Source organism: Streptomyces griseoruber, from assembly GCF_001514205.1.
GTDB classification, from domain to species: Bacteria; Actinomycetota; Actinomycetes; order Streptomycetales; family Streptomycetaceae; genus Streptomyces; species Streptomyces griseoruber.
Genome location: NZ_KQ948776.1, coordinates 129,180 through 154,131, shown reverse-complemented (window position 1 = coordinate 154,131; position 24,952 = coordinate 129,180). Strand labels below are relative to the sequence as shown.

The 24,952-nt window shown below is 70.9% G+C and carries 23 protein-coding genes, 1 tRNA gene and 1 pseudogene; 10 read left to right on the top strand and 15 right to left on the bottom strand.

Going from position 1 to position 24,952, the window contains the following annotated elements:
* The first annotated feature begins 40 nt into the window (after positions 1 to 40).
* The 3 genes from AQJ64_RS31125 (at position 41) to AQJ64_RS31115 (ending at position 4,241) form a co-directional block, all read left to right on the top strand.
* Complete coding sequence (locus AQJ64_RS31125; protein WP_059203198.1) at positions 41 to 2,092, top strand: outer membrane protein assembly factor BamB family protein; 2,052 nt, start codon at positions 41 to 43, stop codon at positions 2,090 to 2,092.
* A 257-nt stretch (positions 2,093 to 2,349) separates the two neighbouring features.
* On the top strand, positions 2,350 to 3,051 hold the full coding sequence (locus tag AQJ64_RS31120) for a helix-turn-helix transcriptional regulator (protein WP_055636617.1): 702 nt from the start codon (positions 2,350 to 2,352) through the stop codon (positions 3,049 to 3,051).
* Positions 3,052 to 3,314: 263 nt separating this feature from the next.
* Positions 3,315 to 4,241, top strand: a complete 927-nt coding sequence (locus AQJ64_RS31115; protein WP_055636618.1) for a dihydrodipicolinate synthase family protein — start codon at positions 3,315 to 3,317, stop codon at positions 4,239 to 4,241.
* A gap of 4 nt (positions 4,242 to 4,245) precedes the next feature.
* Here the strand turns inward: AQJ64_RS31115 and AQJ64_RS31110 are convergent, their stop codons facing one another.
* Together AQJ64_RS31110 and AQJ64_RS31105 are read right to left on the bottom strand one after the other, a co-directional pair.
* On the bottom strand, positions 4,246 to 4,614 hold the full coding sequence (locus AQJ64_RS31110; protein WP_055636619.1) for a hypothetical protein: 369 nt from the start codon (positions 4,612 to 4,614) through the stop codon (positions 4,246 to 4,248).
* A 53-nt stretch (positions 4,615 to 4,667) separates the two neighbouring features.
* A complete protein-coding gene (locus AQJ64_RS31105; protein ID WP_055636620.1) occupies positions 4,668 to 6,356 on the bottom strand; it encodes a sodium:solute symporter family protein in 1,689 nt (562 codons plus the stop codon).
* 152 nt (positions 6,357 to 6,508) lie between these two features.
* On the opposite strand from AQJ64_RS31105, the gene galT reads away from it, so the two are divergent.
* The 3 genes from galT to galK are packed head-to-tail and all read left to right on the top strand — an operon-like array spanning position 6,509 to position 9,695.
* The gene (gene galT, locus AQJ64_RS31100; RefSeq protein ID WP_055636621.1) at positions 6,509 to 7,570 is read left to right on the top strand and encodes a galactose-1-phosphate uridylyltransferase; all 1,062 of its coding nucleotides are present in this window, start codon (positions 6,509 to 6,511) and stop codon (positions 7,568 to 7,570) included.
* Complete coding sequence (gene galE, locus AQJ64_RS31095; RefSeq protein ID WP_055636622.1) at positions 7,567 to 8,529, top strand: UDP-glucose 4-epimerase GalE; 963 nt, start codon at positions 7,567 to 7,569, stop codon at positions 8,527 to 8,529. Before galT ends, galE begins: the two co-directional genes overlap by 4 nt.
* Complete coding sequence (galK, locus tag AQJ64_RS31090; protein ID WP_055636623.1) at positions 8,529 to 9,695, top strand: galactokinase; 1,167 nt, start codon at positions 8,529 to 8,531, stop codon at positions 9,693 to 9,695. The genes galE and galK overlap by 1 nt, the downstream gene beginning before the upstream one ends.
* A 41-nt stretch (positions 9,696 to 9,736) precedes the next feature.
* Here galK and AQJ64_RS31085 read toward each other — a convergent pair whose 3' ends face one another.
* A complete protein-coding gene (locus AQJ64_RS31085) occupies positions 9,737 to 10,192 on the bottom strand; it encodes a GNAT family N-acetyltransferase (protein ID WP_206189814.1) in 456 nt (151 codons plus the stop codon).
* 272 nt (positions 10,193 to 10,464) lie between these two features.
* Here AQJ64_RS31085 and AQJ64_RS31080 point away from each other — a divergent pair, with 272 nt between their 5' ends.
* Positions 10,465 to 11,262, top strand: coding sequence for a response regulator transcription factor (locus AQJ64_RS31080; RefSeq protein WP_055636624.1), 798 nt, complete (start codon positions 10,465 to 10,467; stop codon positions 11,260 to 11,262).
* Here the strand turns inward: AQJ64_RS31080 and tamR are convergent.
* Positions 11,221 to 11,718: a MarR family transcriptional regulator TamR gene (gene tamR / locus AQJ64_RS31075; RefSeq protein ID WP_055636625.1), complete on the bottom strand. Its 498-nt coding sequence runs from the start codon at positions 11,716 to 11,718 to the stop codon at positions 11,221 to 11,223. The two genes, AQJ64_RS31080 and tamR, sit on opposite strands and share 42 nt — an antisense overlap.
* An 89-nt stretch (positions 11,719 to 11,807) precedes the next feature.
* Between tamR and AQJ64_RS31070 the strand changes: the two genes are divergently transcribed.
* A complete protein-coding gene (locus AQJ64_RS31070; protein WP_059203197.1) occupies positions 11,808 to 12,605 on the top strand; it encodes a trans-aconitate 2-methyltransferase in 798 nt (265 codons plus the stop codon).
* 5 nt (positions 12,606 to 12,610) lie between these two features.
* Here the strand turns inward: AQJ64_RS31070 and AQJ64_RS46675 are convergent.
* The 3 genes and pseudogenes from AQJ64_RS46675 to AQJ64_RS31055 form a co-directional block, all read right to left on the bottom strand.
* Positions 12,611 to 12,841: pseudogene (locus AQJ64_RS46675) on the bottom strand (type II toxin-antitoxin system RelE family toxin); the annotation flags it as partial.
* A 13-nt stretch (positions 12,842 to 12,854) separates the two neighbouring features.
* On the bottom strand, positions 12,855 to 13,541 hold the full coding sequence (locus AQJ64_RS31060) for a TetR/AcrR family transcriptional regulator (RefSeq protein WP_055636673.1): 687 nt from the start codon (positions 13,539 to 13,541) through the stop codon (positions 12,855 to 12,857).
* Complete coding sequence (locus AQJ64_RS31055; protein ID WP_055636674.1) at positions 13,538 to 14,548, bottom strand: acyl-CoA desaturase; 1,011 nt, start codon at positions 14,546 to 14,548, stop codon at positions 13,538 to 13,540. The genes AQJ64_RS31060 and AQJ64_RS31055 overlap by 4 nt, the downstream gene beginning before the upstream one ends.
* Positions 14,549 to 14,865: 317 nt before the next feature.
* Between AQJ64_RS31055 and ppc the strand changes: the two genes are divergently transcribed.
* On the top strand, positions 14,866 to 17,607 hold the full coding sequence (gene ppc / locus AQJ64_RS31050; protein WP_059203196.1) for a phosphoenolpyruvate carboxylase: 2,742 nt from the start codon (positions 14,866 to 14,868) through the stop codon (positions 17,605 to 17,607).
* A gap of 45 nt (positions 17,608 to 17,652) precedes the next feature.
* Here the strand turns inward: ppc and AQJ64_RS31045 are convergent, their stop codons facing one another.
* The 7 genes from AQJ64_RS31045 to AQJ64_RS31015 form a co-directional block, all read right to left on the bottom strand.
* Entirely contained in the window at positions 17,653 to 18,186 is a 534-nt protein-coding gene (locus AQJ64_RS31045; protein ID WP_059203195.1) for a hypothetical protein, read from the bottom strand.
* A 42-nt stretch (positions 18,187 to 18,228) separates the two neighbouring features.
* Positions 18,229 to 18,831, bottom strand: coding sequence for an aminoacyl-tRNA hydrolase (gene pth / locus AQJ64_RS31040; protein WP_055635122.1), 603 nt, complete (start codon positions 18,829 to 18,831; stop codon positions 18,229 to 18,231).
* Positions 18,832 to 18,915: 84 nt separating this feature from the next.
* Positions 18,916 to 19,512, bottom strand: a complete 597-nt coding sequence (locus tag AQJ64_RS31035; RefSeq protein WP_055635123.1) for a 50S ribosomal protein L25/general stress protein Ctc — start codon at positions 19,510 to 19,512, stop codon at positions 18,916 to 18,918.
* A 193-nt stretch (positions 19,513 to 19,705) separates the two neighbouring features.
* Positions 19,706 to 20,680, bottom strand: coding sequence for a ribose-phosphate diphosphokinase (locus tag AQJ64_RS31030; RefSeq protein WP_055635124.1), 975 nt, complete (start codon positions 20,678 to 20,680; stop codon positions 19,706 to 19,708).
* A gap of 83 nt (positions 20,681 to 20,763) precedes the next feature.
* Positions 20,764 to 22,212 (bottom strand): bifunctional UDP-N-acetylglucosamine diphosphorylase/glucosamine-1-phosphate N-acetyltransferase GlmU, encoded by a 1,449-nt coding sequence (glmU, locus tag AQJ64_RS31025; RefSeq protein WP_079062050.1) that lies wholly within the window; start codon positions 22,210 to 22,212, stop codon positions 20,764 to 20,766.
* Between the two features lie 115 nt (positions 22,213 to 22,327).
* Positions 22,328 to 22,399, bottom strand: a tRNA-Gln gene (locus AQJ64_RS31020).
* Between the two features lie 23 nt (positions 22,400 to 22,422).
* Positions 22,423 to 22,929 carry a hypothetical protein gene (locus AQJ64_RS31015; protein ID WP_055635126.1) on the bottom strand — a complete coding sequence of 169 codons (507 nt, stop codon included), beginning with the start codon at positions 22,927 to 22,929 and terminating at the stop codon, positions 22,423 to 22,425.
* 133 nt (positions 22,930 to 23,062) lie between these two features.
* On the opposite strand from AQJ64_RS31015, the gene AQJ64_RS31010 reads away from it, so the two are divergent.
* Positions 23,063 to 24,373, top strand: coding sequence for a sensor histidine kinase (locus AQJ64_RS31010; RefSeq protein WP_059203194.1), 1,311 nt, complete (start codon positions 23,063 to 23,065; stop codon positions 24,371 to 24,373).
* A gap of 3 nt (positions 24,374 to 24,376) precedes the next feature.
* On the opposite strand, the gene AQJ64_RS31005 is transcribed toward AQJ64_RS31010, so the two are convergent.
* The gene (locus AQJ64_RS31005; RefSeq protein ID WP_059203193.1) at positions 24,377 to 24,913 is read right to left on the bottom strand and encodes an SUKH-3 domain-containing protein; all 537 of its coding nucleotides are present in this window, start codon (positions 24,911 to 24,913) and stop codon (positions 24,377 to 24,379) included.
* Between the last annotated feature and the right edge of the window lie 39 nt (positions 24,914 to 24,952).

The window sequence follows — 24,952 nt, the reverse complement described above, 5'->3', positions numbered from 1 at the left end:
CTTCGCCGAGCGTTCCGCCTCCGCCGAGGAAATCCACACCATGACCCAGCCGCCGCCCCCACCCCCGAACCAGCCCCCGCAGCAGGGCGCTTTCGGCCCGCCCGAACAGCCGCAGGACGCGGTACCGCAGGACGGAGTACCGCAGGGGCCCGCGCCCGAGGGTGCCCCGCCGTTCCGGCCGCCGGCACCGCCGCCCGCCCCGCCCGGGGGCCCGCGGCTCAGCCAGTCGCCCGAGGGTCCCCTGCCGCACCAGGCACCCGTCGCGGACCAGCTCCGGAAGAACGCCCAGGCGGCCCAGGCGGCCCAGGCTCCGCAGCCGCAGCCGCAGCCGCAGCCCGGCCACGGTCAGCCGACGCCCCCGCAGCCCCAGCCCGGTTACGGCTATCCGGCCACCGCGCCCCCTCCGCCCCAGCCCCAGCCGGGCTACGGTTATCCAGGGGCCCCGCAGGCCCCGCAGCCCCAGCCCGGTTACGGCTACCCGGCCGCCGCGCCCCAGCCTCCGCAGCCCCAGCCGGGCTACGGGTACCCCGGGGCCGCTCCCCAGCAGCCGTCCCCGTACGGCGCCCCGGCCCCGTACGGGCAGCAGCCCGGCTACGGCCACCCCGGGCAGCCGATGACCGTGCCGATGCAGTCGCACGCGCCCGCCGCCCCGGCCGGCGGCCGGAGGATGAACGCCTCGATGGTGATCATCGTCGCGGCGGTCGCGGCGATCGCGCTGATCATCGGCGGCGGTGTGTGGTACGCGAAGTCCTCCGGCGGCGGCGGGCAGGACGGCCCCACGGCCTCCGGCGGCACCGGAGGCGGCGACGACAAGGGCGGGGTCGCCCAGGGCAGCGAGAAGGTGCCCTCCGACCCGGGCGCCAAGGCCCTCTTCCAGCTGCCGATGCCCACCGTCGCCAAGGACGACAGCGTGGCCGTGGACGGCTCCTGGCTGACCGACAAGGCGTATGTGAAGAGCGGGGTCGCCGAGATCGTCGGTTACGACCGCGACAAGGGCACCGAGCTGTGGTCGGTGAAGCTGCCGGGCCCGGTGTGCGCGGCGAGCCGGCAGACCGACGACGACGGCCGCACCGCCATCGTCTTCCAGCCGAAGATGCCCCCGAAGGACTCCACGGCCGGCTGCACCCAGGTCGCGGCGATCGACCTGAACGCGGGCACACGGCTGTGGACGAAGACGGTCACCTCCGGTGACGCCCTGATCGACTTCGACAACGTCACCGTCAGCGCGCACACGGTCGCCGTGGGCAGCACCGACGGCGGCGCCGCCTTCGACATCACGAGCGGCAAGGTGCTGTGGTCGCCCAAGACCTCCGACACCTGCTACGACGCGGGCTACGGCGGCGGCGCCAAGCTGGTCGCGGTGCGCAAGTGCGGTGCGTACGACGCGCCGCAGCTGCACATCCAGACCATCGACCCGGTCTCCGGGAAGGTGCTGTCCGAGTACAAGATGGCCACCGACATCGAGTACGCCGGCGTGGTCTCGACGGACCCGCTGGTCGTGGCCGCCGACGTCGGCGACAGCGCCGGTGACGGCAGCGGCATCTCGGACTTCTTCTCCATCGACAACAGGACCGGCGAGCTGCGCACCCGGATCTCGGCGCCGGGCGACGCATACGCGGCCGAGTGCGACAGCATCGACACGCCCGAGGCCTGCACGGGCCTCACCGTCGGCAACGACCGGCTGTACGTCGCGACCGAGGAGCGCGACGACAACGCCGACGGCGCCCGCAGCAACTCGATCGTCGCCTTCGACCTCGCCACCGGCAAGCAGACCGGCCAGCGTGCCGACTCCGGCACCGGCTACACGCTCTTCCCGCTGCGGATGGACGGCGGCAACGTGATCGCGTACAAGGAGCCGCCGTACGACAAGGGCGGACAGGTCGTCAGCATCGACGGCGGCTCGTTCAAGGAGACCACGCTGCTGGAGAACACCGACTCGGAGGACACACGGGAGACGGAGAGCGACATGTCCCCCGAGTACTCGGAGATCCTGTACTCCCAGGGCCGGCTGTACCTGGCGGACACCTACGCCGACGCCGGTAGCGGTGGCGACAAGGGGTACCTGGCGATCGCGTTCGGCACCTCCGGCTGAGCCGATCCGGCCCGCCCGGACCCACGGCCCCGTCCCTGCTCAGGGGCGGGGCCGTGCACTTACCGCTCATCACCCTCGAATGCGAGGAATTTCGGCGATCCGGGGCACTTCTCGCCGGTAGGGGGAGCGCAACGTCGAACAAGCGTGTAGCTTCCGGGGGCATGAAGGGCGGGGTGCCGGGGGGCACCTTTTGTCTGTTGTGACAGTTCTGTTGTGTTCCGTCTGTTGTGTTCCGTGGGGGGACTGGGGGGTTGGCGATGGGAGTGCGGCTGATGGTGGTCGACGACCACCGACTGCTCGCCGAGGCGCTGGCCTCGGCGCTGAAGCTGCGGGGGCACCGGGTGCTCGCCGCGGCGGCGCCCGCCGCGGGGGCGGCGGAGCTGGTGATCACCCGGGCGCCGGAGGTGTGCCTGCTCGGGACGGCGGCCCCCGCCGAGCCGGGCATCTTCGACCCGGTGGTGCGCATCAAGCGGGAACGCCCGCAGGTGGCGGTCCTGGTCCTCGGGCCGGTGCCCAGCCCCCGGGGCATCGCCGCCGCCTTCGCCGCGGGCGCCTCCGGCTATGTGCGCCACGACGAGCGCATCGAGGGCGTGGAGCGGGCCATCATGAAGGCGAGGGCGGGTGAGGCCGCGGTCGCCCCGCAGCTCCTCCAGGGTGCCTTCGGCGAACTCCTCAACCCCGCCGCCCAGCCGGACGACGAGGGACAGCGGCTCCTGCAGATGCTCACCCCGCGCGAGGTCGAGGTCCTGGTCCGGGTCGCCGACGGCGAGGACACCCGCCTCATCGCCGCCGGCATGGGCATCGCCCCCTCCACGGCCCGCACCCACGTCCAGCGCGTCCTCATGAAACTCGGCGTCGGCTCCCGTCTGGAGGCGGCGGCCCTGGCCGCCCGCACCGGCCTGCTCGACCGCGCGGGCCCCCTGGGCCTCGACCGTGCGGGCGCGGACCCGGCACCATAGCCGCCCCTGGCCTGCGACTACGCCATTCGGGTGGCCCTCCCCGGCATTCCCGACGGGCACGACCGCCCTGTCCGCCTCCCTCGACCTCCTCCTCGGCCTCCTCCTCAGGCCTCCTCCCCGACCTGTGCGGACGCGGTGTGCGCGCGATGCCCGCGGCCTCGGCCGCGTCGTCGCCCGGACACCGCCACCGCTGTCAGCATCCTGTGCAGGAGCACCGAGTCGACCGACGACCTCGTACCCGAGAGCCTGCCCAGGGAGCCGCGATGACCCTGCCCGCCCCGCCGGCCGGAGTGATCCCGCCGGTCTGCACCCCCCTGACCCCGGACCGTGAGGTGGACGTCCCCTCGCTGCGCCGGCTCGTCGACCATCTCCTGGACGCCGCCGTGGACGCTCTGTTCGTGCTCGGCTCCACCTCGGAGGTCGCGTTCCTCACCGACCGGCAGCGCCGGCTGGTCACCGAGACCGTCGTCGGGCACGTGGCGGGCCGGCTGCCCGTCCTGGCCGGCGCCGTCGACATGACCACGTCCCGGGTGCTGGACCACGTCGCGGCCGCCGAGGCGGCCGGCGCGGACGCCGTCGTCGTCACCGCGCCGTTCTACACCCGCACCCACCCCGCCGAGATCGCCCGCCACTACCGGCTGGTCGCCGAGCGCGGCGCCCTCCCGGTGATCGCCTACGACATCCCGGTCGCCGTGCACACCAAGCTGCCCGCCGGGCTCGTCCTGGACCTGGCCGCCGAGGGCGTGCTGGCCGGGCTGAAGGACTCCAGCGGCGATCTGGCCGGCTTCCGCGAGGTCGTCACCGGCGCCCGCGACCTGCCCGGCTTCGGTGTCCTCACCGGCTCCGAACTGCTGGTCGACGCGGCCCTGGCGCTGGGCGCGCACGGCGCGGTGCCCGGTCTGGCCAACGTCGACCCGCACGGGTACGTCCGGCTCGTCCGCCGGTGCCGGTCGGGCGACCTGGAGGGCGCGCGGGCCGAACAGGAGCGGCTGTGCGCCCTGTTCGGCATGGTGTCCGTCGGCGACCCGGCCCGGATGGGCGGGGGGTCGGCGGCCCTGGGCGCGTTCAAGACGGCCCTGCACCTGCGCGGCGTCATCGACTGCCCGGCGACGGCCGAGCCCCAGATCCCGCTGTCCCCCGAGGAGACCGAAGGGGTGGCCACGTTCCTGGCGGGGGCGGGGCTGCTCTAGCGGCTCACTCGGAGGGCGCGTCCTCCGGCGCCGGCAGCGGCGGTGCCGGGGCCGACGCCGGCCGCAGCCACAGCCACACCAGGAAGAAGACGCCGAGGGCGAGCATCCCGAGGCCCGTCCAGAGGTTGATGTTGATGCCCTGGGCCTTGTCGATCTCGGCGTCGCTGTCGGTCAGGCCGGTGAGCGTGAGGATGACGCCGTACAGGACGAACAGGCCGCCGATGATGCGGCGCAGGTCGAAGATGCGGGCCGCGGTCGTCGACTTCTGCTCCAGCTCGGTGACCTCGCGCTGGACGTCGGCCTCGGAGTACCCCGCGCGCCGCAGCCGCTCGGCGGCCTCATGGCGTTCCCCGGGTTCGAAGTGCTCGGACATGGTCTCTCCAGTCTCCCGCGTGCGGCGGTCTCCCGCGTGCGGCGCGAACGGGCTCAGAACGAGAACGGGATGTAGCAGGCCGCCGCCAGGACCACGGCTCCCCAGCCCAGCAGCGCGGGCCTGCGGTACCAGGCGTCGTCGCCGGCCGCCGGGGGTTCGGCCATGCCGGGGGAGCGGGTGCCGTAGACCAGGCCCTGGAGCTCCTCGTCGGGCTTGGGCGCGGTGAACAGCGAGACCGCCACCATGACGACCGCTCCCGCGACGAATCCGGCGATGGCGGAGACGAAGTTCGCGCCCTGGTCGGTGGGGATGCCGATGACGTCCTGCTTGTAGAGGACGAAGTAGTTGATCATCGCCGCGGTGGTGCCGGCGAGCAGGCCCCAGAAGCCCGACTTCATCGACGCCCGTTTCCAGAACATCCCCATGATGAAGACCACGAACATGGGGACGTTGAAGAAGGAGAACAGCGTCTGGAGGTAGCTCATGATGTTGGAGAAGGAGGAGGCCAGGAAGGCCGTCCCCACCGACGCCGCGACCCCGATCGCGGTGATCAGCCGGCCGAAGCGGACGTAGTACGCGTCCTCGCGGTCGCGCACCACGTACTTCGCCCAGATGTCGGTGGTGAACACCGTGTTGAAGGAGGACACGTTGGCCGCCATGCCCGCCATGAACGCCGCCAGCAGACCGGTCACCGCGATGCCGAGCACGCCGTTGGGCAGCAGCTGGGCCATCAGGTAGGGGATCGCGTCGTTGTACTGGAGGTCCGAGTCGGCGGTGCCGATGTCCGGCACCAGGACCGCCGCCACCAGCCCCGGGATCATCACCAGGAACACGATGAAGATCTTGGGGTACGCCGCGATGAGCGGCGTCCGCTGGGCCGCGGAGAGGTTCTTCGCCGACAGGGCGCGCTGGACCTCGGCGAAGTTCGTCGTCCAGTAGCCGAAGGAGAGGACGAAGCCGAGGCCGAGCACGATCGTGAGCCAGTTCGCGCCCAGCGGGTTCGCGCTGCCGATGCCGGTGCCGCCCCAGGCGGTGGTGAAGTTCTCCCCGTGGGTCGCGGTGAGCTGGTCGGTGAGGCCGTCCCAGCCGTCCACCCGCTTCAGGCCGAGCACCGACAGCGGGATCAGCGCGGCCAGGATCACGAAGAACTGGAGCACCTCGTTGTAGATCGCCGAGGACAGGCCGCCCAGGGTGATGTACGCGAGGACGAAGAAGCCCGCGACCACGATGGCCACCCACTGCGGCCAGCCCAGCAGGGCCTCGACGACGATCGCCAGCGCGTAGAGGTTGACGCCCGCGATGAGGATCGCCGCGAAGGCGAACAGGGCCGAGCTGAGCAGATGGGCCCACTTGTCGAAGCGCAGCAGCAGGAACTCGGGCACCGAGCGGACCTTGCTGCCGTAGTAGAACGGCATCATCACCAGGCCGAGGAACACCATCGCCGGGATGGCGCCGATCCAGTACCAGTGCACGGTGTAGGCGCCGTACTGGGCGCTGTTCGCGGCCATCCCGAGGATCTCGGTGGCGGCGAGGTTGGCCGAGATGAAGGCGAGGCCGGTGATCCAGGCGGGCAGCGAGCGCCCGGAGAGGAAGAAGTCGAGGGTCGTCTTCACCGACGTGCGGGCGGCGAAGCCGATGCCGAGGACGACGACGAAGTAGATGCCGAGGATCGTGTAGTCGAGCGCGTTCGTGGGGAGCCGCAGCTCGGCTGCCAGCTGCACGGAGTCTGTGGGGGTCTGCATCCGGAGCTTCACCTTGTCTGGTGGTCTTTGTTTGGTTGTGGGGGGTTACTTCCTGCGCGGGTTTATGTTTCTATGTGTTCGGTTCTGTTTGAAGTCTTACGTAGCACTTGCTTGGCACTTACTGGGCACTTACTTGGCAATGGAGAGTCGCGGTGAAGAAGACCTCGACCCGGCTGGCCGACGGTCGTGAGCTGATCTACTACGACCTGCGGGACGACTCGGTGCGCGACGCGGTGGACCGGCGTCCGCTGGACCCCACGGTCACCACTTCGGAAGTACGCCGGGACCCGCTGCTGGGCGACTCGGTCGCGATCGCCTCGCACCGGCAGGGGCGCACCTACCACCCGCCGGCCGACGAATGCCCCCTGTGCCCCTCCCAGGGCCAGCGGCTCAGCGAGATCCCGGACTCGTCGTACGACGCCGTCGTCTTCGAGAACCGTTTCCCCTCGCTGGCCGGCGACTCCGGGCGGTGCGAGGTGGTCTGCTTCACCTCCGACCACAACGCGTCCTTCGCCGACCTCACCGAGGAGCAGGCGCGCCTCGTCCTCGACGCGTGGACGGACCGGACCTCCGAGCTGTCGCATCTGCCCTCCGTCGACCAGGTGTTCTGCTTCGAGAACCGGGGTGCCGAGATCGGTGTGACACTGGGTCACCCGCACGGGCAGATCTACGCCTACCCGTTCACCACCCCCCGCACCGCCCTGATGCTTCGTTCGGTCGCCGCGCACAAGGAGGCCACCGGCGGGGAGAACCTCTTCGACGCCGTCCTGGAGCGTGAACTCGAGGGCGAGCGGGTCGTCCTGGAGAGTGAACACTGGGTCGCCTTCGTGCCGTACGCGGCGCACTGGCCGTACGAGGTGCACCTGTACCCCAGGCGGCGGGTGCCCGACCTGCTCGCGCTCGACGAGGAGGCCCGCACAGAGTTCCCCCAGGTCTACCTGGAACTCTTGAGGCGCTTCGACCGTATCTTCGGTGAAGGTGAACCGCCCACGCCCTACATCGCAGCCTGGCACCAGGCGCCGTTCGGTGGGCTGGAGGAGTTCGACGGCGTCAACCGCGACGACTTCGCTCTCCACCTCGAGCTTTTCACCATCCGCCGGACGTCCGGCAAGCTGAAGTTCCTCGCGGGCTCCGAATCCGGCATGAACGTCTTCATCAACGACGTGCCACCGGAGCGCGCGGCCGAGCGACTGCGAGAGGTAGCGAGTTCATGAAGTACCTGGTGACCGGAGGGGCCGGCTACGTCGGCGGCGTCGTCGCCCAGCACCTGCTGGAGGCGGGGCACGAGGTCGTCGTCCTCGACAACCTCTCCACCGGCTTCCGCGAGGGCGTCCCCGCCGGCGCCGCCTTCGTCGAGGGCGACATCCGCGACGCCGCCAAGTGGCTCGACGCCTCCTTCGACGCCGTGCTGCACTTCGCCGCGTCCTCGCAGGTCGGCGAGTCCGTCGTGAAGCCCGAGAAGTACTGGGACAACAACGTCGGCGGCACCATGGCCCTGCTCGCCGCCATGCGCGAGGCGGGCGTGCGCAAGCTCGTCTTCTCCTCCACCGCCGCCACCTACGGCGAGCCCGAGCAGGTCCCGATCGTCGAGACCGCGCCGACCAGGCCCACCAACCCCTACGGCGCCACCAAGCTCGCCGTCGACCACATGATCACCGGCGAGGCCGCGGCGCACGGCCTGGGCGCGGTCTCCCTGCGCTACTTCAACGTCGCGGGCGCGTACGGGGCGTACGGCGAGCGCCACGACCCCGAGTCGCACCTCATCCCGCTCGTCCTCCAGGTCGCCCAGGGCCGCCGCGAGGCCATCTCCGTCTACGGCGACGACTACCCGACGCCCGACGGCACCTGCGTGCGCGACTACATCCACGTCGCCGACCTGGCCGAGGCCCACCTCCTCGCCGTCGCCGCCGCCACCCCGGGCGAACACCTCATCTGCAACCTGGGCAACGGCAACGGCTTCTCGGTCCGCGAGGTGATCGAGACCGTCCGCGAGGTCACCGGCCACCCGATCCCCGAGGTCGTGGCCCCCCGCCGGGGCGGCGACCCGGCCGTCCTGGTCGCCTCCGCGGCCACCGCCCGCGAACGGCTGGGCTGGAACCCGTCCCGCGCGGACCTCGCCGGAATCGTCGTGGACGCCTGGGAGTTCGCGCAGCACATCGCAAGGGAGCAGTAGTGGGGGCAGCAGTGGCGGCACAGGAAGTGCGCGAGGCGTTCGCCGGGCTGTACGGCGCCGAGCCCGACGGGGTGTGGGCCGCGCCCGGCCGTGTCAACCTCATCGGTGAGCACACCGACTACAACGACGGCTTCGTGATGCCCTTCGCGCTGCCGCACCAGGCGCTCGCCGCGGTCTCCCGCCGCGCGGACGGCCGTCTGCGCCTGCACTCCTCCGACATCGAGGGCGGCGTCGCCGAGCTGCGCCTCGACGACCTCGTCCCGGAGTCCGACGAGAGCTGGACGGCGTACCCGGCCGGGGTCGTCTGGGCGCTGCGCGAGGCCGGCCACCCGGTCACCGGCGCCGACATCCATCTGACCTCGACGGTCCCGACCGGCGCGGGCCTGTCCTCGTCGGCGGCGATCGAGGTCGTCGTGGCCCTCGCCCTGAACGACCTCTACGAACTGGGCCTCCAGCGCTGGCAGCTCGCCCGCCTGTGCCAGCGCGCGGAGAACGTCTACGTCGGCGCCCCCACCGGGATCATGGACCAGACGGCCTCGGCCTGCTGCGAGGAGGGCCACGCCCTCTTCCTCGACACCCGTGACCTCTCCCAGAAGCAGATCCCGCTCGACCTCGCGGCCGAGGGAATGCGGCTGCTGGTGGTGGACACCCAGGTCAAGCACTCCCACAGCACCGGCGAGTACGGCAAGCGCCGCGAGGGCTGCGAGAAGGGCGCCGCCCTGCTCGGCGTCGACGCGCTGCGGGACGTCCCGTTCGCCGGCCTGGACGCGGCCCTCGCCCGCCTCGGGGACGAGGAGGAGGTCCGCCGCCTGGTCCGCCACGTCGTCACCGAGGACGCGCGCGTCGAACGCGTGGTCGCGCTGCTGGAGGCCGGGGACACCCGGGCGATCGGCCCGGTCCTCACCGAGGGCCACGCCTCCCTGCGGGACGACTTCCGGGTCTCCTGCCCGGAGCTGGACCTGGTCGTCGACACCGCCGTCGCCCACGGCGCCCTCGGCGCCCGGATGACCGGCGGCGGCTTCGGCGGCTCGGCGATCGTCCTCACCGACATCACCGAGGTCGACACCCTCACCAAGGCGATCGGGGAAGCCTTCGCGGCGGCCGGCCACACGGCTCCCCGCGTCTTCGAGGCGGTCCCGTCCCCGGGGGCGCGCCGCCTGGTCTGACCGGCCGTCAGGACGACGGGGTGAGGCGGGAGGTTCCCGCCTCACCCCAGCCGTTTCGTCAGCGTGTACTCGGTGATGCCCGGCGGATAGTCCTCGATCACGCACACCACCTCGTAGCCGAGGCGTCGGTAGAAGTCCGGGGCCTGGAAGTCCCAGGTCTCCAGGCGGGCGTGGCGGCAGCCGCGTTCCTCGACGGCGACACGTTCCGCCTCGGCGAGGAGGCGGGTGCCGAGGCCGGTGCCGCGGTGGCGTTCGTCGACCCAGAGGTAGGCGACGTGCAGCCAGGTCGTCCAGGTGTGGCCGACCAGCCCGCCCGCGAGTTCGCCGGCCGCGGCCGAGGCCCACACGTGCAGGGGGGTCTCCCGTTCGGCGGGGGTGCCGCGCAGCGCCCGCAGGACGGGGGAGGCCGCCGTGTTGGTGTCGCGGAGCCGCGAGCGAAGAAGATCGCGCCTCGTGCTGTCGACTTCTGTCTCAAGACGAAACATGCGGCACACCATAAACGCCCTGGCCAACCAGTTCTGCGTTTTTCCTTCCGCTGTCCGCCCACAGCCCTACGCTGATGAACAGCACCGGTGGGGGCCGGTGCCGATCAGGGGGCGAGACAGTCGGGTACGACGCCCGGAGTCGGGGTAGCAGTCTCTGCACGGCGGCGGCCGTGCGGTGACCCGCATCCCCTCCGGGCGTCGTACCCGCGCCGGTCGTCGTTCTCCGTCTTTGAGGACCTTGGGGTATCCCCTGCTCCGGACAGGAGCCTGGGGAAGGGGGTTTCGTGGTTCGCATCCGAGTCCTGGTCGTCGACGACCATCGCATCTTCGCCGAGTCGCTCGCCGCGGCGCTCGCCGCAGAGCCCGACGTCGACGTCTCCGCGGCCGGCAGCGGCCCCGCGGCGCTGCGCAGCCTGGAGCGCGCGGCCGCCGAGGGACGCCGCTACGACGTGCTGCTCGTCGACGCCGATCTCGGCGCCGGAGCGGGAGCGGGAGGTGGTCCGGGCGGTGCGCTGCCCGGCATACGGCCCGCCGCGCCCGTGCACGAGGTGGGCGAGGACGGGCTCGTCGACGGGATCTCCCTCGTCGCGGGCGTGCGCTCCGGCCAGCCCCATGTCCGGGTCGTCGTCCTCGCCGAGAAGGACGACCCGCGCCGCGCCGCCCTCGCCCTCCAGGCCGGGGCCTCGGGGTGGGTGGCCAAGGACTGCTCGCTGTCGCGGCTGCTCACCGTCATCCGCGGGGTGCTGCGCGAGGAGACCCATCTGCCGCCCGCCCTGCTCACCGGCGTCCTGCGCGAACTCACCGCCGCCCGCAAGCACCGCACCGAGAGCGAACGGCTCGTGGAGTCCCTGACCCCGAGGGAACGCGAAGTGCTCCGGTGCATGGTGGCGGGCCTGGGGCGCAAGGCCGTCGCCGAGCGCCTCTTCCTCTCCCCGCACACCGTCCGCACCCATATGCAGAACGTTCTCGGCAAGCTGGGCGTCCACTCCACCCTCGCCGCCGTCGCGCTGGCCCGCAGGGCGGGCGTCGGGCCGGTCGATCTAGCCGGGGATGTTGTCGAACGGGGCGGTCAGCTGGCGTAGCAGGGCGGCCAGTTCGCCGCGCTGGGCGTGCGAGAGCTCGGCCAGGATCGCCCGTTCCTGGTCGAGCAGCCCGGCCAGCGCCTGGTCGGCGCGGTCCTTGCCGTCGTCCGTGAGGCGGACGAGCACACCGCGCCGGTCGCTCGGGTCCGGCAGCCGCTCCACCAGGCCCTTCTTCGCGAGCCGGTCGATCCGGTTCGTCATCGTGCCCGACGTCACCAGCGTCTGCGTCAGCAGCTGCCCGGGGGAGAGCTGGTACGGCGCCCCCGCGCGCCGCAGCGCGGTCAGCACGTCGAACTCCCAGGGCTCCAGCTGATGCTCGGAGAACGCCAGCCGACGCGCCCGGTCCAGATGCCGGGCCAGTCTGCTCACCCGGCTGAGTACTTCCAGCGGCTCCACGTCGAGGTCCGGGCGCTCCCGGCGCCACGCTGCGACCAGCCGATCGACCTCGTCCTCCATGGCGATCAGTGTAGTGGTTGTGTCGACGTGAAGTCTCTTGATGTCGAGTCTCTTGACATCAAGATAAAATCGGGGGGAAGGTTACGGGCATGACGACCAACCCCTCCTGGAACCCCGCCCAGTACCTCCGTCACGCCGGCCACCGCGCCCGCCCCTTCCACGACCTCCTCGCCCGCGTCCCCGACCTCCCCGGCGACCCGCCCCGCATCGCCGACCTCGGCTGCGGCCCCGGCAACGTCACCGCCGTCCTCGCCGACCACTGGCCCACCGCCCGCGTCACCGGCTACGACAACTCCCCGCAGATGCTCGCCGACGCCGCCGCGCACGCCGGCCCGCACCTCGACTTCGCCCACGCCGACCTCACCACCTGGACGCCCGAGGAGACGTACGACCTGCTGATCTCCAACGCCGCCCTGCACTGGGTCGCCGGCCACCTCGACGCCCTCCCCGCCTGGCTCGACGGCCTCGCCCCCGGCGGCACCCTCGCCTTCCAGGTCCCCCACAACACCGACGCCCCCCTGCACGCCCTCATGCGCACCCTCGGCGACACCCCCCGCTGGAAGGACCGCCTCGCCCACGTCCTGCGCCCCGAGGACTCCGTCCACGCCCCCGGCGTCTACCTCGACCGCCTCGCCCGCCTCGGCTGCGCCACCGACGTCTGGACGACGACGTACCACCACGTCCTCACGGGCGAGGACCCCGTCCTCGACTGGGTCAAGGGCACCGGACTGCGCCCCGCCCTCGACGCCCTGGCCGGCGACCCCGAGGCCCGGGACGCCTTCGTTACCGAGTACCGCGACCTGCTCCGCGAGGCCTACCCGCGCACCCCGTACGGGACCGTCCTGCCGTTCCGGCGGCTGTTCGCCGTGGCCACCAAGGCGGCGTGAGGGCCCTAGGAGGTGCGGCCCGGGTGGGTGACCAGGATGTGGATCACCTCGTCGCCGATGACGTACAGGGCGCGGTAGTCGCGCACCCGCAGGCGCCGGACCGGACGGCCGCGTTCATGAGTGCCTTCCGCCTTGCGCCGCTGATGGTCCGCCACCGCCAGCGCGTCTTCGAGATCCTCTATCACCTGCGGCGAGACCAGCAGGGCGGCCACGTGTCCGTGGTCGGTGAGGGCGATGAGGAACGTTTGTTCAGCTCTTGCGGCGCCCTATCAGGTGAGGCTTCGCCTCCAGCCCGTCCAGCCCGTGCCAGGCCAGGTTGACCAGATGGGCCGCGACCTCGGCCTTCTTCGGCCGGCGCACGTCCAGCCACCACTGGCCGGTCAGCGCCACCATCCCCACCAGCGCCTGCGCGTACAGCGGCGCCAGCTTGGGATCGAAACCGCGGCTCTTGAACTCACGGCCCAGGATGTCCTCCACCTGGGTGGCGATGTCCGAGATCAGCGAGGCGAAGGAGCCCGTCGACTGCGGGATCGGGGAGTCCCGGACCAGGATCCGGAACCCGTCCGTGTGCTCCTCGATGTAGTCGAGCAGCGCGAACGCCGCCTGTTCGAGCAGTTCACGGGGGTGACCGGCGGTGAGCGAACCGGTCACCATGTCCAGCAGCCGCCGCATCTCCCGGTCCACGACGACCGCGTACAGCCCCTCCTTGCCGCCGAAGTGCTCGTACACCACCGGCTTGGAGACCCCGGCCTTCGCCGCGATCTCCTCCACCGACGTGGCCTCGAAGCCCTTCGCCGCGAACAGGGTGCGACCGATCTCCAGCAACTGCTGGCGACGCTCGGCCCCCGTCATCCGGGTGCGCCGGGCGCGCCGCGGCTTCGCTTCGCCGCCGGGACTGGGGGTACTGCTGGAGTCGGTCGCCACGCCGTCAATCATGCCGCCTTCGCGGCCGCCTTCCGGCGCCGGGAGCCGTCCGCATCCGTGTTGCGACGCGAATCGATACGCGAGCGTGACGGCCAGCGCACGTCGTACGCCCACCCGAACATCTCGAACCAGCGGATCAGCCGCGCCGAGGAGTCGATCTGCCCCCGCTCCACACCGTGCCGCGCCGACGTCGGATCCGCGTGGTGCAGGTTGTGCCAGGACTCACCGCAGGACAGCGCGGCCAGCCACCACACGTTGCCCGAGCGGTCCCGCGACTTGAAGGGGCGCTTGCCCACCGCGTGGCAGATCGAGTTGATCGACCAGGTGACGTGGTGCAGCAGCGCCACCCGCACCAGCGACCCCCAGAAGAACGCCGTGAACGCGCCCCACCAGGACATCGTCACCAGCCCGCCCACCAGCGGCGGGATCGCCAGGGACACCACCGTCCAGAAGACGAACTGCCGCGAGATCGCCCGGATCGCCCCGTCCTTGATCATATCCGGCGCGTACTTGTCCTGCGGGGTCTGCTCCTCGTCGAACATCCAGCCGATGTGCGCCCACCACAGGCCCTTCATCAGCGCCGGAACCGTCTCCCCGAACCGCCACGGCGAATGCGGGTCGCCCTCCGCGTCCGAGAACTTGTGGTGCTTGCGGTGATCCGCCACCCAGCGGACCAGCGGCCCCTCCACGGCCAGCGACCCCATGACCGCCAGCGCGATCCTCAAAGGCCGTTTCGCCTTGAACGAACCATGGGTGAAGTACCGGTGGAAACCGATCGTGATGCCGTGGCACCCGAGGTAGTACATGAAGACCAGCAGGCCCAGATCCAGCCAGCTGACCCCCCACCCCCACGCCAGCGGCACCGCCGCGAGCAGCGCCAGGAACGGAACGATGATGAAGAGGAGAAGGGTGATCTGCTCCAGCGAACGCTTCTGCTCGCCGCCGAGCGTCGCGGAGGGAAGCGGAGCGCCGTCGTTCGCCTTCGGGGCGTCGTCGATCACATCGGAGCGCGTGGTCATGGGGCGTCCCCTGGGGGATTCGAGGGTGTTGTGGCAGGTCGCCGGGTCACGGCAGCCTTCCGCAGGGTGCTGGGTACAGCTTCCTACGGTTCCGTAACCTACGGCATCGTAAGTATGGCAGTGCCCTGCTCGGCGGCAAGAGCCCGACCATCTGCGCGTCCCGTCCGCCACCTATCCTTGGAGACGGTCGGACAGCGCGGTCCGCTCTGTTTTCTTCCCGGATGTCCGGCCCGTATGCGGCACCCGCCGCCAGGACGGTCCCGGGCCCCGCCCAGACGAGCCTCAGACGAGCTTCACCACTGCAAGGAGCCGCACCTGTGAGCAGTGCCGACGACCAGACCGAGTCCACGGCGACCACCAGCACCGAACTGAGGGCCGACATCCGCCGACTGGGTGACCTCCTCGGAGAGGCCCTCGTCCGGCAGGAGGGCCCCGAGCTGCTCGACCTGGTCGAGAAGGTCCGCCGCCTCACCCGCGAGGACGGAGAGGCCGCCGCCGAGCTGCTGCGCGGCACCGAACTGGAGACCGCGGCCAAGCTCGTCCGCGCCTTCTCCACCTACTTCCACCTCGCCAACGTCACCGAGCAGGTCCACCGCGGCCGTGAGCTGCGCGCCAGGCGCGCCGCCGAGGGCGGTCTCCTCGCCCGCACCGCCGACCGCCTCAAGGACGCCGACCCCGAGCACGTCCGCGAGTCCGTCCGCCATCTCAACGTCCGCCCGGTGTTCACCGCCCACCCCACCGAGGCCGCGCGCCGGTCGGTACTGAACAAGCTCCGGCGCATCGCCGCGCTTCTGGAGACCCCCGTCATCGAGGCCGACCGCCGGCGCCACGACACGCGCCTGGCCGAGAACATCGACCTCGTCTGGCAGACCGACGAGCTGCGCGTCGTACGCCCCGAGCCCGCCGACGAGGCCCGCAACGCGATCTACTACCTGGACGAACTGCACGCGGGCGCCGTGGGTGACGTCCTGGAGGACCTCACCTCCGAGCTGGAGCGGGTCGGCGTCCACCTTCCCGAGGACACCCGCCCCCTCACCTTCGGCACCTGGATCGGCGGCGACCGCGACGGCAACCCCAACGTCACCCCCCAGGTCACCTGGGACGTCCTCATCCTCCAGCACGAACACGGCATCAACGACGCCCTGGAGACGATCGACGAACTGCGCGGCTTCCTGTCGAACTCCATCCGCTACACCGGGGCGACGGAAGAACTGCTGGAGTCCCTCAAGGCCGACCTCGAACGCCTGCCCGAGATCAGCCCCCGCTACAAGCGCCTCAACGCCGAGGAGCCCTACCGCCTCAAGGCCACCTGCGTCCGGCAGAAGCTGGAGAACACCAAGCAGCGCCTCGCCAAGGGCACCCCGCACGAGCCCGGCCGCGACTACCTCGGCACCGGCGAACTCCTCCAGGACCTCACCCTCGTCCAGACCTCCCTGCGCGAGCACCGCGGCGGCCTCTTCGCCGACGGCCGGATGAACCGCACCATCCGCACCCTGGCCGCCTTCGGTCTCCAGCTCGCCACCATGGACGTCCGCGAACACGCCGACGCCCACCACCACGCCCTCGGCCAGCTCTTCGACCGCCTCGGCGAGGAGTCCTGGCGGTACGTGGACATGCCCCGCGAATACCGTACGAAGCTGCTCGCGAAGGAGCTGCGGTCGAGGAGGCCGCTCGCCCCCACCCCGGCGCCCGTCGACGCGGCCGGCGAGAAGACCCTCGGTGTCTTCCTCACCGTCAAGCGGGCCCTGGAGGTCTTCGGACCCGAGGTCATCGAGTCGTACATCATCTCCATGTGCCAGGGCGCCGACGACGTCTTCGCCGCCGCCGTCCTCGCCCGCGAGGCCGGCCTGATCGACCTGCATGCCGGCTGGGCGAAGATCGGCATCGTGCCCCTCCTGGAGACCACCGACGAACTCAAGGCCGCCGACACCATCCTCGAGGAGATGCTCTCCGACCCCTCCTACCGGCGCCTCGTCGCCCTGCGCGGAGACGTCCAGGAGGTCATGCTCGGCTACTCCGACTCCTCCAAGTTCGGCGGCATCACCACCTCCCAGTGGGAGATCCACCGCGCCCAGCGCCGGCTGCGCGACGTCGCCCACCGCTACGGCGTACGCCTGCGCCTCTTCCACGGCCGCGGCGGCACCGTCGGCCGCGGCGGCGGCCCCTCCCACGACGCGATCCTCGCCCAGCCCTGGGGCACCCTCGAAGGCGAGATCAAGGTCACCGAACAGGGCGAGGTCATCTCCGACAAGTACCTCATCCCCTCCCTGGCCAGGGAGAACCTGGAACTGACGGTCGCCGCCACCCTCCAGGCCTCCGCCCTGCACACCTCACCCCGCCAGTCCGTCGAGGCCCTCGCCCGCTGGGACGCCGCCATGGACGTCGTCTCCGACGCGGCGCACGCGGCGTACCGCGAGCTGGTCGAGGACCCCGACCTGCCCGCGTACTTCTTCGCCTCCACCCCCGTCGACCAGCTCGCCGACCTCCACCTCGGCTCCCGGCCCTCGCGCCGCCCCGACTCCGGCGCCGGACTCGACGGACTGCGCGCCATCCCCTGGGTGTTCGGCTGGACCCAGTCCCGGCAGATCGTCCCCGGCTGGTACGGCGTCGGCTCCGGCCTGAAGGCCCTGCGCGAGGCGGGCCTCGACACCGTGCTCGACGAGATGCGCGACCAGTGGCACTTCTTCCGCAACTTCGTCTCCAACGTCGAGATGACCCTCGCCAAGACCGACCTGCGGATCGCCCAGCACTACGTGGACACCCTCGTCCCCGACGACCTCAAGCACGTCTTCGACCGCATCAGGGCCGAGCACGAGCTCACCGTCACCGAGGTCCTCAAGATCACCGGCGAGCGCGAACTGCTGGACGCCACCCCCGTCCTCAAGCAGACCTTCACCATCCGCGACGCCTACCTGGACCCCATCTCCTACCTCCAGGTGACCCTGCTCAAGCGGCAGCGCGACGCCGCGGCGGCGGGCGCCGAACCCGACCCGCTGCTCTCCCGCGCCCTGCTCCTCACGGTCAACGGCGTGGCGGCGGGCCTGCGCAACACCGGCTGACCCGCGGCGGCCACCGGGTGCCCCTTCCGAGGGGCACCCTCCGGTTCACACGGCCAGGAACGCCGCCGTCAGCAGCGCCGCCCCGGACCCCGCCAGCACCCACCCCCACCGCGCCCGCCCCAGCCCGCCCGCGACCACCACCGACGCGAGCAGCAGCGCGCCGCCCATCGGTACCCACGCGTACAGCACCCCGGCCGGACCCGACCGCACCACCTCGTCACCGTCCGGCTTGACCACGACCGCGTACGTCCCGCCGCTGCGCACCGCCACCGACTTCTCGATCACCACCCGCGACCGCGCCGTCGACCCCGCCGACACCGGCGTGTACGGCCCCCAGCACGTGTCCTCGCCGCACCGCTCCACCGCGATCGTGCCGCGCTCGCGCCCCTTCGTCAGCATCACCTGCTGCGCCGTGCCCCACGAACCCCACACCCCCGCGAACAGGATCACCGCGGCGACCACCCCCATCGCCGCCAGCCGCCCCAGACGCAGGGCGGCCGCGGAGGCCCCACGGGCTTTCGGGGACGCCCTCCTGCGGCGGTGGGACGAGGCTGCTGTGGCAGGCATGGCCGGGATCATTGGCCAAGCCTCAGCGGTCAGTCAACCTCCCTGGGCGACACATCACGAGTTGTACGTACTCTGCGCCCGCTCCAGCCCCTCGGACACCAGACACTCCACCGCGTCGGCGGCCCGGTCCACGAACCAGTCCAGCTCTTTGCGCTCCGCCGAGGAGAAGTCCTTCAGCACGAAGTCCGCCACCTGCATCCGCCCCGGCGGACGCCCGATCCCGCACCGCACCCGGTGGTACTCCGCACCCATCGCCTTCGTCATCGACTTCAGACCGTTGTGCCCGTTGTCCCCGCCGCCCAGCTTCACCCGCAGCGTGCCGTAGTCGATGTCCAGCTCGTCGTGCACGGCCACGATGTTCGCCACCGGCACCTTGTAGAAGTCCCGCAGCGCGTTCACCGGACCGCCGGACAGATTCATGAACGACATCGGCTTCGCCAGGACCACCCGCCGGCTCCCCGGCCCCGGCGGCCCGATCCGCCCCTCCACGACCTGGGCCTGCGCCTTGCCCGCCCGCTTGAACCTCCCCCCGATCCGCTCGGCCAGCAGATCGGCCACCATGAAACCGACGTTGTGGCGGTTGCCGGCGTACTCCGGCCCGGGGTTCCCGAGGCCGACGATCAGCCACGGGGCGTTGGCGGGGGTCGTCACGTCCAAGTCTCCTTGCACAGCAGCCGCTGCTCCCCCCGGAAGAGGGAAACAGCGGCTGTAGCTGATGTACCGCTACGAAAGCTACGCGGCTCAGGCCTCGGCGACCTCTTCGCCCTCGGCGGCCTCGCCCTCCGGGGCCTCCTCGGCCTGCGCGGCCAGCACCTGAAGGACGACGGTGTCGCCGTCCACGGCCAGCGTGGTGCCCTTCGGCAGCGTGATGTCCTTGGCGAGGACGGAGGCACCGGCCTCCAGGCCCTCGACGGACACCGTGACGCCCTCGGGGATGTGGGTGGCCTCGGTCTCGACCGGCAGCGCGTTCAGGACGTGCTCCAGCAGGTTGCCGCCGGCGGCCAGCTCGCCCTCGGTCTGCACCGGGATCTCGACCGTGACCTTCTCGCCCCGCTTGACCAGCTGCAGGTCGACGTGCTCCAGGAAGCCCTTGATCGCGTCACGCTGCACGGCCTTCGGGATGGCCAGCTCGTTGGTCTTGCCGTCGATGTCCAGGGAGATCAGGACGTTCGGCGTACGCAGCGCGAGCAGCAGGTCGTGACCCGGGAGGGTCAGGTGCAGCGGGTCCGAGCCGTGGCCGTACAGGACACCGGGGACCTTGCTGTCACGACGGATACGACGGGCGGCACCCTTGCCGAACTCGGTGCGGGTCTCGGCGGAGATCTTGACCTCGGACATGATCACTCCTCGTGGAAAACAGGAACGGACGTGGTCACCCGGCCACGAACGGCCTGCTACGAAGAGCGCGTCGATAACGGAGCGTCGCGTCCAAGGACGCGGCCTCCCTCGCCGAGCAACTGGGGAAGTCTACTCGGCGAAGGAGGCCGCAGAAAAATCGATCATCCTGAAGGGCGAAGAGGGACGAACAGGCTCACTGCTCGTCGAACAGGCTCGTCACCGACCCGTCCTCGAACACCTCACGCACCGCACTCGCGATGGTGTGCGCGATGGACAGGACCGTGATCTTGTCCAGCTCCAGCTCACCCGGCGTCGGCAGCGTGTTGGTGAACACGAACTCGCTGACCTTCGAGTTCTTCAGACGGTCCGCCGCCGGACCCGACAGCACACCGTGCGTCGCCGTCACGATGACGTCCTCCGCACCGTGCGCGAACAGCGCGTCCGCCGCGGCGCAGATCGTGCCACCCGTGTCGATCATGTCGTCGACCAGCACACAGACCCGGCCCTTGACCTCGCCCACGACCTCGTGGACCGTCACCTGGTTCGCCACGTCCTTGTCGCGCCGCTTGTGCACGATCGCCAGCGGCGCGCCCAGCCGGTCGCACCAGCGGTCGGCCACCCGCACCCGGCCGGCGTCCGGCGAGACCACGGTCAGCTTCGACTTGTCCACCTTGCTGCCCACGTAGTCCGCCAGCAGCGGAAGCGCGAACAGGTGGTCCACCGGACCGTCGAAGAAGCCCTGGATCTGGTCCGTGTGCAGATCCACCGTCAGGATCCGGTCCGCACCCGCCGTCTTCATCAGGTCCGCGATCAGCCGCGCCGAGATCGGCTCACGGCCACGGTGCTTCTTGTCCTGCCGCGCATAGCCGTAGAACGGCACGATCACCGTGATCGAACGCGCCGAAGCACGCTTCAGCGCGTCGATCATGATCAACTGCTCCATGATCCACTTGTTGATCGGAGCCGTGTGGCTCTGGATCAGAAAGCAGTCCGCACCACGCGCCGACTCCTGGTAGCGGACATAGATCTCACCATTGGCGAAGTCGAAGGCCTTCGTCGGGACGACCCCGACACCCAGCTCGTGGGCGACCTCCTCGGCAAGCTCGGGGTGGGCGCGGCCGGAGAAGAACATCAACTTCTTCTCGCCGGTCGTCTTGATCCCGGTCACAGCACTGTCTCCTCAGAGGTCTCTCAGGGGGGTGCGGATTCGCACTTATCACGGTACGCCGTGTTTGACGCACCCGTTTCCGGTCAGTCTTCGCGCTCGCCCTGCCGCGCAGCGGCCTCGGCCGCCTGCGCGGCGGCACTCCCCGGACGCTTACGAGCCACCCAACCCTCGATATTCCGCTGCTGACCACGGGCCACGGCCAGCGAACCGGGCGGCACATCCTTCGTGATCACGGACCCGGCGGCGGTGTACGCACCGTCCCCGACCGTGACAGGAGCCACAAACATGTTGTCCGAGCCCGTACGACAGTGCGAGCCGACGGTGGTGTGATGCTTGTCCTGCCCGTCGTAGTTCACGAACACACTCGCGGCACCGATGTTCGAGTACTCACCGATCGTCGCGTCACCGACGTAGGACAGGTGCGGGATCTTCGTCCCTTCCCCGATCGAGGCGTTCTTCGTCTCGACATACGTCCCGATCTTGCCCTTCGCGCCCAGCCGCGTACCCGGCCGCAGATAGGCGTACGGCCCGACACTCGCGCCCGCGCCGATGTGCGAGGAGTAGGAGACCGCGTTGTCGACACGGGCCCCCGCGCCGACGACCGTGTCCGTGAGCCGGCTGTTCGGACCCACCTGCGCGCCCTCACCGAGGTGCGTGGCGCCGAGCAGCTGGGTGCCCGGGTGGACGACGGCGTCCTGCTCGAACGTGACCGTCACATCGACCCACGTGGTCGCCGGATCGATCACCGTCACACCGGACAGCATCGCGGCGGTCAGCAGCCGGTCGTTGAGAATCCGACGCGCCTCGCTCAGCTGCACCCGGTTGTTGATCCCGGCGATCTCCCGGTGATCGGCGGCCACGGACGCCCCCACCCGGTGCCCGGCCTCCCGCAGAATCCCGAGCACGTCCGTGAGGTACTCCTCACCCTGGCTGTTGTCCGTCCGCACCTTCTTCAGCGCGTCGGCCAGCAGCGCCCCGTCGAACGCGAACACCCCGGAGTTGATCTCACGGATCGCCCGCTGGGCGTCGGAGGCGTCCTTGTGCTCCACGATGGCCGTCACCGCACCGGTGACCTCGTCCCGGACGATCCGCCCGTACCCGGTGGCGTCCGGCACCTCGGCGGTCAGCACGGTGACCGCGTTGCCGTCGCCGTGGTGGGTCGCGGCGAGCGCGGAGAGGGTCGCGCCGGTGAGGAGAGGCGTGTCGCCGCAGACGACGACCACGGTCCCGTCCACCCGGCTGCCCAGCTCCTCCAGCGCGATCCGCACGGCGTGACCGGTGCCGTTCTGCTGCTCCTGCACGGCGGTCCGTACGGCGGCGTCGACCTCGGCGAGGTGCGCGGTGACCTTCTCGCGCGCGTGCCCGACCACGACGACCAGGTTCTCGGGGTCCAGCTCACGGGCGGCGGCCAGCACATGCCCGACGAGACTGCGGCCGCAGAGCTCGTGCAGGACCTTGGGTGTGGCCGACTTCATACGGGTGCCCTCACCCGCTGCGAGAACGACGACGGCTGCCGGGCGAATGGCGCTCACGGATGTGCCCTTCGGCTGTGGAGTGAGGTGGGGACATCCGAAGGATACCGGGGCGTTTCCTGGCGGACATGAGAGCGGGCCCTGACAGTGCTGTCAGGGCCCACACCTGGTAAAGCTCCCCCGCCAGGACTCGAACCCGGACATATGGCACCAAAAGCCACAGTGCTGCCAATTACACCACAGGGGAACAAGCTCGCCCAAACCGGACATTCAGTCAGGCCGTCGAGTGGCGTCTCCTACTATGCCGTACCACCAGCCCTCGATGCGACGGTGTAGGTCAGCGCTCTGGAGTACGGCCACCCGTAGGCACCCGTGGTAGTCCTCGCCGACGTTGGTGCGGTTGGTCTTGGGGTTGTGCTTCTTGAGGCTCGTCTTCAGGAGGCCGCCGACCTTGATCCCTACCCGGTTTGCCCAGGAGGCCTCGGCCGCCGGTACGTCTGCGGATTCGTGGATGTCGAGCCAGGCCGGGAAGAGCGTGATCATGTTGGCGTCGCTGTTCACGAAGATGACCCGCCGGTTGGAGCCAGGCTTGGCTTTCGCGCCGAGCTCTGCGTGCGCGATGGCGCGCTTCTCGGTCGCACGCTGTGCGCCCTGTCGTGCTGCACCTGTGTCGGGCCTCGGTCGCTCCGGTGAGGGCAGATCCCGCATCCACAGCGAGATCGAGCTCTTCGAGCAGCCCAGCTCGAAGTGCGCGTACTTGCCAGGGGAATGTGCCATACGCATACCGTCTGGGCGGAATGAAGGGTTCCGGTGTCGAACAGGTGCAGTTCGCCTGTTCGAGGGAAAGTGCCGGGTTTCGGTCGTAGAAAGTCGACAGAAACGCAAGGGGTCGCGCCCGTAGGCTGGAGGCATGACCTCGACGGGGGAAGAGACCGCGGCGGAACGGAGGGGGCCACTGTGGTGGCCCAGGTGGCGTAGCGCCGCGTTCGACTGGAGTCTGGCCGCCGTGTCCGCCGTGGAGTGCGCGGCGGAGGGCGTGGCGTTCGCGCGGGACGCGGGGATCCCGGTGGCGGCGGGGGTCGTCTTCGGGTGGCTCGCCGGGTCGGTGCTGGTGGTGCGGCGGCAGTGGCCGATCGCCGTGGTGCTGGTGGCCATCGCGATCACGCCGGCCCAGATGGGCTTCCTGATGGGCCTGGTCGGGCTGTACACGCTCGCCGCGTCCGAGCTGCCCCGCCGGATCATCGCCTCGCTCGCCGGGATGCAGCTGATGGGGACGTTGATCGTGACGTTCGTACGGGTGCGGCAGAGCATGGATTCGGGGCGGCTGACCATCGGGGACTGGTTCATACCGTTCGCGGCGCTCGTGATGTCGCTGGGGCTGACCGCGCCGCCCGTCCTGCTGGGTCTCTATGTCGGTCAGCGGCGCCGGCTGATGGAGAGCCTGCGGGAGCGGGCCGACAGTCTGGAGCGGGAGTTGCAGCTGCTCGCCGAGCGGGCCGAGGAGCGGGCCGAGTGGGCGCGGGGCGAGGAGCGGACGCGGATCGCGCGGGAGATGCACGACGTGGTCGCTCACCGGGTGAGTCTGATGGTCGTCCATGCCGCCGCGTTGCAGGCCGTGGCCCGCAAGGATCCGGAGAAGGCCGTACGGAACGCCGCTCTGGTCGGGGACATGGGGCGGCAGGCGTTGACCGAGTTGCGGGAGATGCTCGGGGTGCTGCGCAGTGGTGGGGCGCGGGAGCGGGCGGCGGCTTCGGTGCCGTTGGCGGCGGTGGGGGTGGCGGCCGCGGCGGCGGCGTCGCGGGCGGTGGTGGAGCAGCACGGTGAGGGGCCGTGTCTGGAGGAGCTGGAGGAGTTGGTGGGGCAGTCGGCGGCCGCGGGGATGGTGGTGGATCTGTCGGTGGAGGGGGAGGTGCGGACGTATGCGGGGGAGATCGAGCAGACGGCGTACCGGGTGGTGCAGGAGGCGTTGACGAACGTGCACAAGCATGCGGCGGGGGCGAAGACGCATGTGCGGTTGGCGCATCGGGTGGCCGAGATCGCGATGCAGGTGGAGAACGAGCCGCCGCCGGAGGTGGGTTCGGCGGGTTCGGCGGGGTTGCCGTCGGGGGGGAACGGTCTGGTGGGGATGAAGGAGCGGGTGGTGGCGCTGGGCGGGGTGTTCGTGTCGGGGCCGACGGAGGCGGGGGGTTTCCGGGTGTCGGCGGTGATTCCCTCCCCGTGAGGGTCAGCCTGCTGTGAGGCGTACGGGTTCGATGCCGGAGACGAGGGCGGCGAGGGCCTGGTCGATGTCGGGGCCGAGGTACCAGTCGCCGGTGTGGTCGAGGGCGTAGACGCGGCCTTCGGCGTCGATGGCGAGGAGGGAGTGGGTGTCGGTCTCGGTGCCGAGGGGGCTGACGTCGGTGTCGAGGGCGCGGCCGAGGTCGGCGAGGGTGCGGGCCATGTGGAGGCCGTGGAGGGGGTCGAGGTGGAGGGGGGCGGGGGCGACCTGGCGGCCGGGTCCGCCGGGGGTGAGGGTGAGGCCGCCGAATTCGGCCCAGGCTTCGACGGCGGCGGGGAAGACGGCGTGGCGGTGGCCGGCGGGGCTGGTGTGGTCGCGGAGGGTGTCGGCCCAGATCTCGGCCTGTTTGATGTCCCAGCGTCCGGGTTGCCAGCCGGCGGCGCGCAGGGTGGCGTCGACGGGGACGGGGAAGCGGGATGGGGGTCCCCCCGGCCCGAGCGGAGCCGAGGGAGAGGGGGAGGAGGTGCGCGGGTCCGGGTGCATCGGCCTTCGTTCGTCGTGCTGCGTTCTGCGTGCTGCGTT